Source organism: Nitrosomonas sp. sh817 (genome assembly GCF_030908545.1).
GTDB lineage: Bacteria > Pseudomonadota > Gammaproteobacteria > Burkholderiales > Nitrosomonadaceae > Nitrosomonas.
Genome location: NZ_CP133083.1, coordinates 230,273 through 245,449 on the forward strand (window position 1 = coordinate 230,273; position 15,177 = coordinate 245,449).

Below are 15,177 nucleotides of genomic sequence, written 5' to 3' on the forward strand. Positions count from 1 at the left end.
CGCTAATTAATATTGATTGTAAATAAGAAAAATTATTTTTATGAAAAAAACGCTATTAATTGTTGGTTGTGGTGATGTTGCTCTGAGAACAGCACCATTATTAAAAGATAAATACCGGGTGCTTGGCTTGTATCGTAATGCGAAAAGCATTGATCGCTTGCGATCACACGGCATTATCCCAATTTATGGAGATCTCGATTTTCCGAAGACTCTAAAAAAACTTGCCGGAATTGTGCAAATAGTTTTGCATTTAGCTCCGCCGCCTGGATATGGATTACAAGACCGCAGAACGGCGCATTTACTATCCGCATTGAGCGGATCACACAAAAACCTTTATCGGATTTTACCACAACGGCTTATCTATATCAGTACCAGCGGGGTGTATGGTGACTGCCATGGCGCCTTAATCGATGAAACATATCCAACTCGACCTGTAAATGAACGTGCGATTCGTAGAGTCGATGCTGAAAAACAGATACGCCGCTGGGGGCAGCGGGAACATGTGAGTGTATCAATTTTACGCGTGCCGGGTATTTATGCAGAGAACCGATTGCCCTTGAGTCGTTTGCGAGAGGGACATCCGGCACTTATCGATGTCGAGGATAGTTTTACGAATCATATTCATGCGGATGACCTCGCTCGAATTATTTGTGCTGCCATCTATCATGGAAAACCCCATCGGGTCTATCATGCGAGTGATGATTCACAGCTTAGGATGGGGCAATATTTTGATCTGGTCGCTGATCATTTCGGATTGCCTCGACCTCCTCGTATTACTCGCAATCAAGCACAGCAACAGATTTCTCCTGCGATGCTATCTTTCATGAACGAATCAAGGATTCTCAATAATCTTCGGATAAAAAAAGAATTACACGTTAAATTTGTGTACCCGACTGTGGGCGAAGGCATTAAAGCTGCATCGCGAGGTAATTAGCAGATTATGGATGCAAGCATAGTTTCCTTTCGATTTTTTTCTCAGTAAGACTTTAAACTGTGCCGTTAACCCGGGACAACTTTGAATAACCATCAGCGATTTCTTCAAGTTTGAGCGAAGTTAGTTTTGCCTGTTTGGGGTTCAGTTGATTCTATGGATTCCCGGGTTTTAAGGAGTTATATTTATGGCGACCCTAATTGCACAATCAGAAAAGAAACTGAAAGAAATTAATTATTCGTGGGAAGGTAAAGATAAAACAGGGAAACAACTAAAAGGAGAAATGCGGGCTGCTGGAACTGTCGTTGTGACTGCGACATTGCGCCGGCAAGGAATAAAAGTAACAAAAATAAAGAAAACCCAGTCCGGCGGTAAGATCACCGATAAAGACATTACGCTCTTTACGCGTCAATTGGCAACCATGATGAAGTCCGGCGTGCCGTTATTACAAGCTTTCGATATCGTTGCCAGAGGACATACCAACCGCGCTGTAAGTAGGTTATTGATTGATATAAAAACAGATGTGGAAACAGGTAGTAACTTGACGGATGCATTTCGAAAATATCCACTTTACTTTGATGCGCTCTATTGTAACCTTGTTGGAGCGGGCGAGGCCGCAGGGATACTCGATAGTATTTTAGATCGGCTAGCAACCTATAAAGAAAAAATTCAGGCGATCAAGGGAAAAATTAAATCCGCGCTTTTCTATCCGATTTCAATCATCGCAGTGGCTTTTATCATTACTGCCGTGATAATGATTTTTGTGATTCCGGCTTTTAAAGATTTGTTTGAAGGTTTCGGTGCCGAGTTGCCGGCTCCGACACTTCTAGTCATGACAGTCTCTGATTTTTTTGTGGATTATTGGTGGGCCATTTTTGGGATTGTTGGCGGCGGAGTCTATGGATTCCTGTATGCATGGAAGAGATCGGTTCCGATGCAACGTATTATGGATCGTTTCATGTTAAAACTGCCGATTTTTGGAGAGGTCATCCGTAAAGCTACTATTGCACGTTGGTCTCGTACACTTTCAACAATGTTCGCAGCGGGGGTTCCATTAGTTGATTCATTAGATTCCGTCGCTGGCGCGGCTGGAAATTATGTTTATTATGAAGCAACCAAGAGCATTCAGCTAGAGGTCAGTACTGGTAATAGCTTGATGGCTTCGATGGCTGGTGTTAATGTCTTTCCAAGCATGGTCATCCAAATGGTGGCCATTGGTGAGGAGGCGGGGTCGCTGGATTCGATGTTGGGTAAAATCGCCGATTTCTACGAAGCGGAAGTGGATGATGCGGTTGCCGCACTTTCAAGTTTGATGGAACCAATGATTATGGTTGTTTTGGGAACATTGATCGGCGGTATGGTGGTCGCCATGTATTTACCCATTTTCAAGATGGGTTCTGTCGTTAGTTAAAGCTCAGATAGCTAATAATCCAACTAAATTCATTTGCAAATGACCATGGCCTATCAAACTATGCTGCAGGAGGAGCCAGGAATTTTTATCATGGCAGCCTCAATACTAGGATTGCTGGTTGGAAGTTTTTTAAATGTTGTCATATACCGCTTGCCGGAAATGATGCGAAGAAATTGGTCTGAACAATGTGCGGAACTGCGAGGCGAGGCGTTCGAAAAACAGCCAGCGTTTAATCTAATTTCTCCACGATCTGCCTGTCCCGAGTGCGGACATAAAATATCCGTATGGGAAAATATCCCGATTATCAGTTATCTTGTGCTGCGAGGACGTTGTTCGCAATGCCATGAACGGATTCCTTTGCGTTACCCGCTCGTTGAAGCCGTTACGGCTGTACTGAGTGGTGTCGTTGCCTGGCATTTTGGTTATGGCATTATTACCGCTGCAGTATTAATTTTTGTGTGGGCACTTATTGTTCTGGCGGTTATTGATATAAACACACAATTGCTGCCAGATGATATAACGCTACCGTTGCTTTGGTTGGGATTATTGATCAATTTGAACGATGTTTTTACGGATTCTCAATCCTCAATTATTGGAGCTGTTGCCGGTTATTTATCGTTGTGGTCAATTTATTGGTGTTTCAAGCTTCTAACGGGTAAAGAAGGTATGGGGTATGGCGATTTCAAATTGCTATCCGCGATCGGTGCATGGTTAGGCTGGAGTATGCTCCCAGTAGTGATTATTTTTTCATCCCTTGTAGGAGCTTTAGTTGGTATTGGACTGATAATTGCGGCTAAGCTACAAAAAAATATTCCAATACCTTTTGGTCCTTATCTGGTTGGCGGCGCTCTAATAGCTTTATTTTGGGGTGAAGAACTAACCCATCGTTATCTTGGTTTGTTTTAACTCATGACTTTTGTCGTTGGTTTAACCGGTGGAATCGGTTGCGGGAAATCAAGTGCAAGTGGATTTTTTTCTGAACTAGGCATTGATGTCATTGATACAGATGTTATTGCCAGGCAATTAACTCAACCTGGCGGTCAAGCTATTGATCAAATAAGAGAAACATTTGGGAATGCTTTTCTTGCGGATAATGGTTCGCTGGATAGAAAAAAAATGCGTAACTTAGTTTTTTCGGACGTTAAATCGAAGGTAAAGCTTGAAAAGATTCTTCATCCGCTGATTCTCAGTGAAGTTGTTCAGCTTGTGAAAAAAGCACAATCACCTTATATCGTCGTCGTTATCCCATTGTTACTGGAAACTAAAGATTATGATGATTTGATTGATCGTATTCTTGTTATTGATTGCGAGGAACAGCAGCAGATTTCACGTACCATGGAGAGAAGTCAGCTTTCTGAGCAATTCGTTAAAGCAGTTATGGCAACACAAATTACTAGGAAGGACCGGTTGCAGAGGGCTGATGATGTCATATATAACGATCAGGATATTGAGTCCTTAAAAATCCAAGTTGCTCGGGTGCATGGTAAATATATGATTATGAGTGGTAATTTGTAGAATTTCAAAGCTGTTCGATGAGAAACTTTTTGGGAAAAATTTCTTTTTGTGAAATAATCTTTTGTCGAAACTAAATTAAGACTTAGTCATTCCTTTTTTCTTCTTTGGATGTATTGTTATTGTGATTTGTTACGAACACCCGCTTAATGAGCGCATCCGTACACTTCTTAGACTTGAAGATTTATTTAATAGAATAGATTTCTTTTCTAGCAAGGATACTGCTACAGAGCATCATGCTTCATTGGTTGCATTATTTGAAGTACTCGAGATTACCAGTCGTGCCGATATTAAATCGGATCTGCTGCAAGAATTAGAACGGCAAAAGCAAATTCTGGAAATGCTGAGGAAAAACCCGGAGGTTTCTGAAGCGGTGCTGGATGGCATACTGGCAGACATAAAAACTACTTTTCGTGAAATGCTGGTTTTTCCTGGGAAGGTTGGTGAGCATTTGCGTGAGAACGAATGGTTAATGGCGATCAAACAGCGTATGGGAATACCTGGCGGTTGCTGTGTTTTCGACTTACCGTCCTATCATTACTGGCTTAACTTGGATCCTGCCCTGCGGCATCAAGATTTTAGCGAGTGGTTGACGCCGTTCTTGCCTATTCGAAATGCATTTGGAATCGTTCTTCACCTCTTAAGAAAGAGTGGTAGAACGCTTCAAGTCATAGCAAATCAGGGGATTTTCCAGCAAGCCGGATCAGAATATTCTGCGCATATGCTGAGGATCAACCTGAGCGATCAGCTGCCCTGCGTACCAGAAATTAGCGCTAATAAATATGCTTTAAATATTCGTTTCATTCCGACCCAGTCCGGGCAAAAGAGCAGAGTTTATGAAGGTGACGTTACATTTGAACTGACTTTTTGTAATCTTTGATAACATTCATCTTATCTGCTCTAAATTCAGCTGCTTTTTCCATATCATCTTCCTCATAGATAGTTAGGGTGTTGAGTTTCACTTTCACAGCGTTCCGGTATAAAGAGAATCTCGCATTGTTCCGTAACAGGAGTTCATAATTCCTAGTAAAAGATCTGAGTAGCAGCGAGGGATCGATCCCGGCTCGAGTCAATAAATTTGATATGTTTGATGAGATCTAAGAATTGATAAGAGGTAATCTGCTTTGCTGCTATTTTTATTCTATTTGAACAACGCATTTTCAAAAAATGATGAGCTTAACTGATAAGCATTCAATTAATTTGTGTTTTTTATTGGATAGCCCAATAACTGGATGTACAGCTTCTATGAGATCGGTATGAGTCAAGACATGAATGCAAATCCCTCTGTCATCGCACGCGAGACATTGAAGCAGCTTGCGATACTTAAGATTCCACCTACACCGGACAGCTATCACAAGCTATACGATCAAATTGCGGGAAATCCGGATCATCAAATTTCAGTTTCGACAGCAAAAATGCTTTCTGAATTAGCGAAGGAATTTCCGCGTCATACAACACCATTACTTAATTGTGCAAATAATTTGGAACAAGCGGTTACCGAGAAAAGTTGGTTAAAATTTAAATCTGCACTACTGAAATTTCTGACAGCAGAAAATTTGGATACGGATGTTGCAACACTCCCGGTTACTACCAAAAATAAAGCTACTGTTAGTTGGGCGGAAATTATTGGATATTTAATGAATGAAACCAATAATTCCAACAATGTTTCCCTTGTCGCTAAGAAAAGAAAATCCATAGAAAAAGTACTTAACGAATTTTCAGATAACTCGGAGCTATTGCATGCCAATTTCGTTGCGTTGATTCAGTCATGGAAGATTTCTACAGGATCCAACGAACAAGCCGAAACAACCGAGGAAATTCCATCGCAAGAGAAGTTTGTCGGCCAACAATTTCAAGGATCATGCGATAAAGAAGATATCCTAAAGAAAGAATATGATATCAGTGGATATGTCGGTCAACTACTAGGATTAATGGCGCAAGTGCTTGAACGCATTATTGCAAACCAAATTCAGGATGAAGTTCTGGCTGGTGAAGCGAAGCGGTTGGCTCGCCAAGTATTAGGAGTGCAGAATAAGCTAGCGATGGAAAAATTCATAGCGGACTTCCAGGAATTCTGCAGTAAGTGCGAGACAGATGAAAATAGTAATGATTTAGTACAGCAAGGCTTGCTTAAGTTATTAAATCTACTAATGGACAGTACAGGAGAATTGCTTTCGGAAGATCGGTGGATTAAATCGCAACTGACCAAATTAAAGAAAGCGATGTCCGGTTCGCTGGATATGCAGGTGATTTCTCAAGCAGAGGCCTTGCTGGAAAAAATAGTTCAGCGACAACTTCGTATCAAGCAAAATCTGAGCGAAACCAGGGAGACCATGCAGAAAATGGTTGCTTCCTTGATTTCGAATCTTGAAGAATTGTCGGATGCAACGGGTGGGTATTACGATAAGTTGGAGTATTATTCAGATAAAATCAAGCAAACCAAGGATATCAAGGGACTTAATCAGTTGCTTGCAGAGATTATGCTGGAAACTCAGAAAGTGCAAAAGAGTGTATTGACACATCGTAGCGATTTATTAGTTGCACAAACTGAAATGAACGCTGCGCAAAGTCAGATTACTCAGCTTGAAGCACAGTTACAGGAAATGAGTGAGCAGGTACAGGAAGATCATCTCACCGGTGCGTTGAATCGGCGTGGATTCGATAATGCCTTTCGACGTGAAGTGACCTACTTAAGCCATACTCAAGGACTTCTCTGTTTCGCCCTGCTGGATATTGATAATTTCAAGCAATTAAACGATACCCATGGACATCAAGTTGGTGATGATGCGCTGGTATATCTGGTAGAAGCAGTTAAGGAAACATTACGGCGGGAAGATGTAATATCACGTTATGGCGGCGAGGAGTTCGCAATTTTGCTTCCGAATTCCGCGCTAAAAGAAGCGATATCAACGATTGCAAGAATAAAACGGTACTTAACCAAGAAATTTTTCTTGCATGGCAACAATCGATTGTTGATTACGTTCAGCGCCGGTGTCGCGCAATATCAACCCGGTGAATCGCAGGAAAGTTTGTTTAAACGTGCCGACGAAGCTTTATATCGAGCCAAGAGTAGCGGCAAGAACCAAATTGTTGCCGCCGAATAATCGTAAACTTATTATCGGCATTACGCTTTTGATAGCCGGAATTCAGTCAGAAGCTGTCACTACGGTCCAACCGGAAAAAGCCTGGATAATTCCGGGTTCAGACAAGCCACATTTTTTCTAGGGTTTTCTCTAAATCATCCAAAGCGGATCCCATTACTAATCCAGCGCAACTATGATATACCCATAACTCACACGCAATCGGTTGGTGCAAGTTGTTTCTTCCACGAATTTTAAATTTGCGCCAAGCCATCACCGGCTGATCTCCCGCAGTGCTATCGACACATAGCCATTCGGCCTTATCCAATATGACTTCCAAGCCGCGATGCTGCTGCAAGGGGACGCGTAGCGGACAGCCTAATCGCAGCAGGGCAAGGCGTCCCCGGTTATAGCAGAAAGCATCAATTTGCTTGGGATAAATACGCAGCGGGTGAGATAATGTATCATCCAATTCACTCGATTCCCTTATGTGTTGCTACGAGTTGCTTGAGTATCTTTTTTTCCTTCAATAAAAACCCGGCTGGCTCGAATATCTTCTGCCTCGATCGTCATCAAATCAACGCTGGTCAGAGATTTCTTCCCGCCTGAAAATAACCGGTTGGCTTGCCGCAAACGCGCTCGATCCAGAGCGTTCCTGACTGAACGGGCGTTCGCGAAATATTCCTGGGTCATTCGCAACTGGATATATTCGATAAACGCTTCTTCGCCATCAGGGCTAAACCGGTAATTTTGTGCCGCCAGCATTAGCTTGGCGATTGCAACCAATTCATCGGCGCCGTAATCAGGAAAATCAACGTGATGAGCGATACGCGAACGCATGCCCGGATTACTCTGGAAGAATTTATCCATCCGGTCCTTGTATCCCGCCAAAATGACCACCAGATCATCGCGATTGTTCTCCATCGTTTGCAGCAGGATTTCGATGGACTCGGCGCCGTAGTCGCGCTCATTTTCCGGCTTGTAAAGGTAGTAAGCTTCGTCGATAAATAGCACACCGCCCATGGCGCGTTTGATCACTTCTTTGGTTTTCGGAGCTGTGTGTCCGATGTATTGACCCACCAAATCATCTCGCGTGACTGAAACCAGATGACCTTCCCGGACATAGCCCAAGCGATGCAAAATTTCCGACATGCGCGATGCAACGGTTGTTTTGCCGGTACCCGGATTGCCCGTGAAGCACATGTGCAAGCTCGGAGCGCCTGCGGATAATCCAAGTTGTTTGCGGACACGATCCACGAGCAGCAAAGCGGCTATTTCATGAATACGGGTTTTCACCGGTTTTAACCCGATCAATTCACGATCCAGTTTATCCAATACTTCATGTATATTCGATTGTCGAAATTCCGCATCCAGATCGACTGATTGTTCGAGCGCTTGCACTTTTAGATTTTCAGATTGCTTAACCATGATAGATCCTTTGAACCCGGTGATTAGATTCTGAGTATTTTTTTAAGTAACCAAAATAAATTTAACTTGAAACTGTCGATTGATCGATGGAACTCAGCCTTCATGTCGACTGAGATATTTTCAGCCTTGTCGAGTTTATTTAATTTGCGATACATCTTTGTTATTCTCCTGCAAGAAGAATGATCGGTTTTGCTATTCACTGGTCAGCGGATAGCAATTTTCATACCCTTCTCTTGACAAGCTTGAAAAACGGTCACGCCGCCTCGCGGCGATAAAAACAAGCGCAGAATACCGGTTTAGCCTTAGCTGGCTCGAATACATTTTCCGACAGCCTGTTTTAATGCGACTGCGCACAAAAAGAGAAGGGTATTTATTTTTAGTAACGTTCTCCTTCAGGTTTGTCTGTTGCATACGAGTGAATAGCGTATTGGACATGTCTGCCAGCCGTTTCCTGGCGAACCAAACCGAAACCGGGTTCTTTATCCGGCCGGTTAACGATGTATGACATCGTCGGGCTTTCAACGCCGCGGGTCGAATTGAAAGCCGTTACGCGGATATAATGGTTAGGAAATGTTTTGCGGCAATTGTTAATTTCGAGCAGGATTCCCGCGGGATCTTTCAAGTCGAACATGGGATTGCCATACATTTCCCAGTAGGTATTGCGCGGATGCGGATCATCGGTATATTCGATGCCGATTGCCCAGCCATTTTTCAGCGCATACTTGAGCTGTGCCGAGATTTGCTTGTCGGTCAGCGGGGGCAGGAAAGAAAATTGCCCCTGTGTAACTATATTACCTTGATTGGTCATCATAATTGCTTCTCCTGAAAAGATTAAACATTTGCAGTTGTGGAAGGCACAAAGTCAGCGGTATCCGTGGAGTCGTAGTTAAAGGTGATATCTTTCCACGTATCCAATGCTTGTTTGAGCGGCGTGCACCATTTCGCAGCATCTGCAAGAATTTGCGGGCCTTCTTTTACGTAATCCCGGCCCTCATTGCGCGCCAAAATCATAGCTTCAAGTGCTACACGATTTGCTACTGCGCCAGCCTGGATGCCTTGAGGGTGGCCAATGGTACCGCCACCGAACTGCAGTATCACATCTTCGCCGAGATAATCGATCAACTGATGCATCTGACCGGCATGAATACCACCCGAAGCAACCGGCATACATTTATTCAATGATGCCCAGTCTTGATCAAAGAACAATCCATGCTCCAGGCTTTTTTCAGTACGTGTTTCGCGCAAGGTGTCGTAAAAACCCTTGATCATCAGCGGATCGCCTTCGAGCTTGCCTACAACGGTACCTGCATGAATGTGATCTACTCCGGCCATCCGCATCCACTTACAAATCACACGGAAATTCATGCCGTGATTTTTCTGGCGTGAATAGGTCGAATTACCCGCACGATGCAGATGCAATATCATGTCGTTCCTACGCGCCCATTTCGCCATCGATTGAATGGCGGTGTAGCCGACTACCAGGTCTATCATGACAATGACCGAACCGAGCGATTTGGCGAATTCGGCGCGTTCATACATATCTTCCATAGTTCCAGCGGTAACATTCAGATAGTGCCCTTTGACTTCACCCGTGGCCGCAGATGCTTTATTCACTGCTTCCATGCAATACAGGAAACGATCACGCCAGTGCATGAAAGGCTGAGAATTGATGTTTTCATCGTCTTTCATAAAATCGAGACCGCCTTTCAAGCCCTCGTAGACTACCCGGCCGTAGTTACGTCCCGATAATCCCAACTTCGGCTTGGTGGTGGCGCCAAGCAATGGCCGGCCAAATTTATCCAGACGCTCCCGTTCGACCACAATACCAGTAGCCGGTCCTTGAAAAGTTTTGAGGTAGGCAACCGGAATACGCATGTCTTCCAGACGCAACGCTTTAACCGCTTTAAAACCGAATACATTGCCAATGATCGAAGCGGTTAAGTTGGCGATCGATCCTTCTTCAAACAAATCCAGATCGTAGGCGATATAGGCGAAATACTGCTGATCGGTTTTGGTACCCGGACCGGTATTGGGGACTGGATCAACCCGGTAGGCCTTGGCGCGATACAGTTCGCATGCGGTCAAGCGATCGGTCCACACCACTGTCCAAGTCGCGGTCGAAGATTCACCGGCGACGGCTGCCGCTGCTTCTTCCGGTTCGACGCCGGCCTGCGGCGTAATCCGGAACAATGCGATGACATCGGTATCTTTGGGAATATAGTCCGGTTCCCAGTAGCCCATTTTTTTATAGGGGATGACGCCGGATTTGTAGCGTTCTTTGCCTTCTTTGATGGTTTCTGAAGCCATAATGATCTCCATATAGTTGTGAAATGAACCCGCACGGTAGATGGTTTGAGTCAGGAGGTTTTTACCAGCGGGTCAAAAATAGTGTAGAATTTTTGAACCATAAATAAAAATAAATTGTTTAAATGATATCGATAGATTAAAACCTATTGTTAAGAAATGAGGAGGCTGCGATGCGCCATAGCACTATCCGGCAACTGGAGGTTTTTGAAGCGATTGCGCGTTTAAATAGCTTTACACGTGCGGCTGAAGAGTTATTTCTGACGCAACCGACAGTGTCGATGCAAATCAAGAAACTGACCGATGATATTGGTTTGCCGCTTTTTGAACAGGTCGGGAAAAAGATTTATCTGACTGAAGCTGGAAAAGAGTTGTATCAGACTTGCCAAGGGATTTTTGAACACTTCTCGCGCTTCGAGATGGCCGTTTCGAACATGAAAGGTTTGAAATCGGGAAAGTTGCGGCTGGCGGTGGTGACGACCGCGAAATACTTCACGCCGCGGCTGTTAGGCACGTTTTGCCAGCAGTATCCGGGCATTGATGTTTCCTTAAAAGTCACTAATCGCGAGCGAGTTTTGGAGCGTTTGACCGGTAATCAGGATGATCTGTTTATTCTGGGGCAGGTTCCGGAATCAATTGATGCCGTTTCCGAAGTTTTTCTGGATAATCTATTGGTCGTGCTGGCGGCTGCGGATCATCCGCTGGCCGATCAAAAGAACATCAGTATCGATCGGATTTGCGAAGAATCTTTTATCATGCGCGAGCCGGGTTCCGGAACGCGCATGGCCACTGAGCGTTTTTTCAACGACCATAACAAGAAACTGAAAGTCCGCATGGAATTGGGCAGCAATGAAGCGATCAAACAGGCGCTCGTGGGGCGCTTGGGAATTGCAGTGTTGTCGCGGCATACGCTGGCATTGGATGGCCCGATGGGACAACTGGCGGAATTGAATGTTGAAGGTTTTCCGATTGAACGGCACTGGTATTTTGCGTACCCCTCGGGCAAGCAGTTATCGGTTGTGGCGCAAGCATTTTTGGAATACTTAAGGCATGCTGATGATTATCTCGAAGATTTGTCTTGCCGTCATGCCATTTCCGGGCATTGTCCGTTACTAAAAAACGGTTAAACGATTCAATCCGATGATTTGCCGAATTGTAATTAATTTAACATATTGAAATAGGGGGGTGCGATGACTCAATATATCGCCTGGTTTGATCAGTTAAACATGCGCGATGTCGCTTCGGTCGGCGGCAAAAATGCTTCGCTGGGGGAAATGATCAGCCGCTTGTCTCAGGCCGGCGTCAACGTGCCGAACGGTTTTGCCACGACGACGTTGGCGTACCGCGAGTTTCTACAGGCTAACGGATTGGTGGAACGTATCAACGGTTTGCTGGCTGGATTGAATGTCGATGACATCAATGCTCTGACGGCCGCCGGTAAAGCGATCCGCGGCTGGGTGCTCGATGCCGTCATGCCGGATGCCATTCAGGCTGCAATCGCACAGGCGTACGAGAAACTCGCCGCCGATAGCGGCGGTGATATTTCGTTTGCGGTGCGTTCGTCCGCGACCGCCGAGGACTTGGCCGATGCCTCGTTTGCCGGGCAGCAGGAAACATTGCTGAACGTGCAAGGCTTGCCGCACATTCTAGCGGCGGTCAAAACGGTGTTCGCTTCGCTGTATAACGATCGCGCCATTGCTTATCGCGTGCACCAAAATTTCCCGCATGAAAAAGTGTATCTGTCCGCCGGTATCCAGAAAATGGTACGCAGCGATCTCGGCGCCAGCGGGGTGATGTTCACACTCGATACCGAATCCGGCTTCCGCGACGCGATTTTCATCACATCGGCGTATGGATTGGGTGAAACCATCGTGCAAGGAACCGTCAATCCCGACGAGTTTTATGTATACAAACGCGGACTCGCGGCCGGAAAGCCCGCGATCCTGTCGCGGCGGTTGGGCAGCAAAGCGATCGAAATGGTGTATGCGGACAAACAGAGCAGCGGCAATGCATTCACGTTGACCCGTGAAGTCGAACCCGCCCGGCGCAATCGTTTCTCGCTGACGGATGCGCAAGTTGAGGCGCTGGCGCGTCAGGCGATGATCATCGAGCAGCACTACGGCCGCCCGATGGATATCGAGTGGGCATTGGATGGTCAGGATGGGCAACTGTACATTGTGCAGGCGCGTCCGGAAACTGTCGAAAGCCGTGCTGCAGCGGTGCTGGAGCGGTTCAAGCTGACCGGCAGCGGCAGCGTTGTGGCGGAAGGCCGCGCCATCGGCAGCAAAATCGGGCAAGGTACCGCTCGCTTGATCGCCGGAGCCGGTCAAATGCACTTGGTACAACCGGGCGATGTGTTGGTCACCGATATGACCGATCCGGATTGGGAGCCGATCATGAAACGCGCCTCGGCGATTGTCACCAACCGCGGCGGACGAACCTGCCACGCGGCGATCATCGCGCGCGAAATGGGTATTCCGGCGGTGGTCGGCTGCGGCGATGCTACGGCGTCGATCAAAGACGGCGCGCCGGTCACGGTTTCCTGCGCCGATGGGGATACCGGCCTGGTTTACGACGGCTTGCTGCCATTCGAGCATAGTGTCGCGGATTCCGGCGAGTTGCCGGATTTACCGCTGAAAATCATGATGAACGTCGGCAATCCGTCGCACGCTTTCTCGTTTGCGCGCTTGCCCAATCAAGGCGTAGGGCTGGCGCGGCTGGAATTCGTTATCAACAACATGATCGGCATTCATCCCAAGGCGTTGCTTGAATTTGAGCGTTTGCCAAGCGATTTGCAGCAGGAAATCACGAATCGCATAGCCGGTTATGCAAATCCGGTGAGCTTTTATGTCGACAAATTGACCGAGGGCATCGCCACGCTGGCGGCGGCGTTTTATCCGCACCCGGTGATTGTGCGCACCTCCGATTTTAAATCTAATGAATACGCCAACTTGCTGGCGGGAAACCGCTACGAGCCGCATGAAGAAAACCCGATGATCGGTTTCCGCGGCGCTTCGCGCTATGTGTCGCCCGATTTCCGCGATTGTTTTGAACTCGAATGCCGGGCGTTGCGTAATGTGCGCGATGCAATGGGATTGACCAACGTCGAGATTATGATCCCGTTTTGCCGCACGCTGGAAGAAGCCGCGCAAGTAACGGCGTTGCTGGCGGTGCAAGGATTGAAACGCGGCGAGAACGGCTTGCGCGTGATCATGATGTGCGAAATTCCATCGAATGCGGTGCTGGCGGAGGAATTCTTGCAGTACTTCGACGGCTTCTCCATCGGCTCGAACGATATGACCCAGCTCACGCTCGGCGTCGACCGCGATTCCGCGCTGGTGTCGCAGGTGTTCGACGAGCGTAACCCGGCGGTAAAGAAACTGTTGAAAATGGCCATTGATGCATGTCGCAAGCAAGGTAAATATATCGGTATTTGCGGGCAAGGGCCGTCCGATTATCCGGATTTTGCCGCCTGGCTGTACGAGCAAGGCATCAGCAGCCTGTCGCTGAATCCCGATACGGTGGTGCAAACCTGGCTGGATATTGGTCGCTTGAGCAAGCGCTGATGACGCAAAAACGCACGGTTTTTTACTTATCCGACCGCACCGGCATTACCGCAGAAACGCTGGGTCACAGCTTATTGACCCAGTTCGACGGTATCGCCTGGGATGCCGTCAACGTGCCGTTTCTGGACGATCTCGATAAGGCCAAGACAGTATTGTTGCAGATCAATCAAGCTGCGGAACGTGACGGATCCCGGCCGCTGGTGTTCAGCACGTTGCAGCAAGCGGAAATACTCGATGTGATTAAACAAGGCAATTGCCGTGTTTACGATTTTTTCGAAGCGTTTACCCATCCGGTCGAGGAAGAATTGCGTCAGCCATCCGCGCGTAAAGCCGGACGTTCGCACGGCTTGCAGGACAGCCTGGCGTATTTCAAGCGGATCGACGCGATTAATTATGTGCTGGCGCATGACGACGGCGTCAATCCCAAGCATTTCGCGCAAGCCGACATTATCCTGACCGGCGTGTCGCGTTCCGGTAAAACGCCGACCTGCCTATATTTAGGATTGCAGTACGGCATCGCTGCGGCGAATTACCCGTTGACGCCGGACGACATGGGCGTGCAGCAGCTTCCAGCGGTGCTCGAACCGGTTAAACACAAACTGTTCGGCTTGACGCTAACCCCGGCGCAACTGCATTTCATCCGCCAGCAACGCCGCCCGGATAGCCAATACGCCTCGCTGAGTCAATGCCAGCAGGAAATCCAGTGGCAGGAAGCGTTGTTTAACCGGTTCGATATCCCGCATCTCGATACCACGCGCATTTCCATCGAGGAAATCAGTGCGATCATTCTGGATCGTTGCGGATTGAAACGGCAGTTGTATGGGTGAGGTGATGTGAATCTGGAAATTGGGATTTTGAGTGATCTTAGGAATGTTTCTATGAAGTGATTCTCCTAAGAACCTTCCCATTTTTTAGATACTATTTCAGATCTAGGGTGGTAAATTT

The 15,177-nt window shown here is 46.7% G+C and carries 13 protein-coding genes; 9 read left to right on the forward strand and 4 right to left on the reverse strand.

Features of this window, described 5'->3' with window-relative positions; translation table 11 throughout:
• The first annotated feature begins 40 nt into the window (after positions 1–40).
• The 6 genes from RBH92_RS01185 (at position 41) to RBH92_RS01210 (ending at position 6,958) form a co-directional block, all read left to right on the forward strand.
• Positions 41–934 (forward strand): SDR family oxidoreductase, encoded by an 894-nt coding sequence (locus tag RBH92_RS01185; RefSeq protein WP_307932913.1) that lies wholly within the window; start codon positions 41–43, stop codon positions 932–934.
• A gap of 184 nt (positions 935–1,118) precedes the next feature.
• Entirely contained in the window at positions 1,119–2,342 is a 1,224-nt protein-coding gene (locus RBH92_RS01190) for a type II secretion system F family protein (RefSeq protein ID WP_307932914.1), read from the forward strand.
• A gap of 45 nt (positions 2,343–2,387) precedes the next feature.
• Complete coding sequence (locus RBH92_RS01195; protein ID WP_307933906.1) at positions 2,388–3,248, forward strand: prepilin peptidase; 861 nt, start codon at positions 2,388–2,390, stop codon at positions 3,246–3,248.
• A 3-nt stretch (positions 3,249–3,251) separates the two neighbouring features.
• Positions 3,252–3,857 (forward strand): dephospho-CoA kinase, encoded by a 606-nt coding sequence (coaE, locus tag RBH92_RS01200; RefSeq protein WP_307932915.1) that lies wholly within the window; start codon positions 3,252–3,254, stop codon positions 3,855–3,857.
• Between the two features lie 121 nt (positions 3,858–3,978).
• Entirely contained in the window at positions 3,979–4,734 is a 756-nt protein-coding gene (gene zapD, locus RBH92_RS01205; protein ID WP_307932916.1) for a cell division protein ZapD, read from the forward strand.
• A 376-nt stretch (positions 4,735–5,110) separates the two neighbouring features.
• Positions 5,111–6,958, forward strand: a complete 1,848-nt coding sequence (locus RBH92_RS01210) for a GGDEF domain-containing protein (protein ID WP_307932917.1) — start codon at positions 5,111–5,113, stop codon at positions 6,956–6,958.
• Between the two features lie 97 nt (positions 6,959–7,055).
• Here the strand turns inward: RBH92_RS01210 and RBH92_RS01215 are convergent, their stop codons facing one another.
• The 4 genes from RBH92_RS01215 to RBH92_RS01230 all read right to left on the reverse strand — a co-directional run bounded on the left by RBH92_RS01215 (position 7,056) and on the right by RBH92_RS01230 (position 10,669).
• Positions 7,056–7,406 carry a hypothetical protein gene (locus RBH92_RS01215; RefSeq protein WP_307932918.1) on the reverse strand — a complete coding sequence of 117 codons (351 nt, stop codon included), beginning with the start codon at positions 7,404–7,406 and terminating at the stop codon, positions 7,056–7,058.
• A 14-nt stretch (positions 7,407–7,420) separates the two neighbouring features.
• A complete protein-coding gene (cbbX, locus tag RBH92_RS01220; protein ID WP_307932919.1) occupies positions 7,421–8,362 on the reverse strand; it encodes a CbbX protein in 942 nt (313 codons plus the stop codon).
• A 376-nt stretch (positions 8,363–8,738) separates the two neighbouring features.
• Positions 8,739–9,173: a ribulose bisphosphate carboxylase small subunit gene (locus tag RBH92_RS01225; RefSeq protein WP_307932920.1), complete on the reverse strand. Its 435-nt coding sequence runs from the start codon at positions 9,171–9,173 to the stop codon at positions 8,739–8,741.
• 20 nt (positions 9,174–9,193) lie between these two features.
• Positions 9,194–10,669 (reverse strand): ribulose-bisphosphate carboxylase large subunit, encoded by a 1,476-nt coding sequence (locus RBH92_RS01230; protein ID WP_307932921.1) that lies wholly within the window; start codon positions 10,667–10,669, stop codon positions 9,194–9,196.
• A gap of 170 nt (positions 10,670–10,839) precedes the next feature.
• On the opposite strand from RBH92_RS01230, the gene RBH92_RS01235 reads away from it, so the two are divergent.
• From RBH92_RS01235 to ppsR, 3 genes are all read left to right on the forward strand, one after another.
• Positions 10,840–11,793 carry a LysR family transcriptional regulator gene (locus tag RBH92_RS01235; RefSeq protein ID WP_307932922.1) on the forward strand — a complete coding sequence of 318 codons (954 nt, stop codon included), beginning with the start codon at positions 10,840–10,842 and terminating at the stop codon, positions 11,791–11,793.
• 63 nt (positions 11,794–11,856) lie between these two features.
• Positions 11,857–14,232 carry a phosphoenolpyruvate synthase gene (gene ppsA, locus RBH92_RS01240; protein WP_307932923.1) on the forward strand — a complete coding sequence of 792 codons (2,376 nt, stop codon included), beginning with the start codon at positions 11,857–11,859 and terminating at the stop codon, positions 14,230–14,232.
• Positions 14,232–15,059 carry a posphoenolpyruvate synthetase regulatory kinase/phosphorylase PpsR gene (gene ppsR / locus RBH92_RS01245; RefSeq protein ID WP_307932924.1) on the forward strand — a complete coding sequence of 276 codons (828 nt, stop codon included), beginning with the start codon at positions 14,232–14,234 and terminating at the stop codon, positions 15,057–15,059. Before ppsA ends, ppsR begins: the two co-directional genes overlap by 1 nt.
• Positions 15,060–15,177 lie beyond the last annotated feature (118 nt).

What these genes read in the sequence shown, in the direction of transcription:
- RBH92_RS01185 (WP_307932913.1), top strand. Translation starts at nt 41, where the DNA reads ATGAAAAAAACGCTATTAATTGTTGGTTGTGGTGATGTTGCTCTGAGA.
- RBH92_RS01190 (WP_307932914.1), top strand. Translation starts at nt 1,119, where the DNA reads ATGGCGACCCTAATTGCACAATCAGAAAAGAAACTGAAAGAAATTAAT.
- RBH92_RS01195 (WP_307933906.1), top strand. Translation starts at nt 2,388, where the DNA reads ATGGCCTATCAAACTATGCTGCAGGAGGAGCCAGGAATTTTTATCATG.
- coaE (WP_307932915.1), top strand. Translation starts at nt 3,252, where the DNA reads ATGACTTTTGTCGTTGGTTTAACCGGTGGAATCGGTTGCGGGAAATCA.
- RBH92_RS01210 (WP_307932917.1), top strand. Translation starts at nt 5,111, where the DNA reads ATGAGTCAAGACATGAATGCAAATCCCTCTGTCATCGCACGCGAGACA.
- cbbX (WP_307932919.1), bottom strand. Translation starts at nt 8,362, where the DNA reads ATGGTTAAGCAATCTGAAAATCTAAAAGTGCAAGCGCTCGAACAATCA.
- RBH92_RS01225 (WP_307932920.1), bottom strand. Translation starts at nt 9,173, where the DNA reads ATGATGACCAATCAAGGTAATATAGTTACACAGGGGCAATTTTCTTTC.
- RBH92_RS01230 (WP_307932921.1), bottom strand. Translation starts at nt 10,669, where the DNA reads ATGGCTTCAGAAACCATCAAAGAAGGCAAAGAACGCTACAAATCCGGC.
- RBH92_RS01235 (WP_307932922.1), top strand. Translation starts at nt 10,840, where the DNA reads ATGCGCCATAGCACTATCCGGCAACTGGAGGTTTTTGAAGCGATTGCG.
- ppsA (WP_307932923.1), top strand. Translation starts at nt 11,857, where the DNA reads ATGACTCAATATATCGCCTGGTTTGATCAGTTAAACATGCGCGATGTC.
- ppsR (WP_307932924.1), top strand. Translation starts at nt 14,232, where the DNA reads ATGACGCAAAAACGCACGGTTTTTTACTTATCCGACCGCACCGGCATT.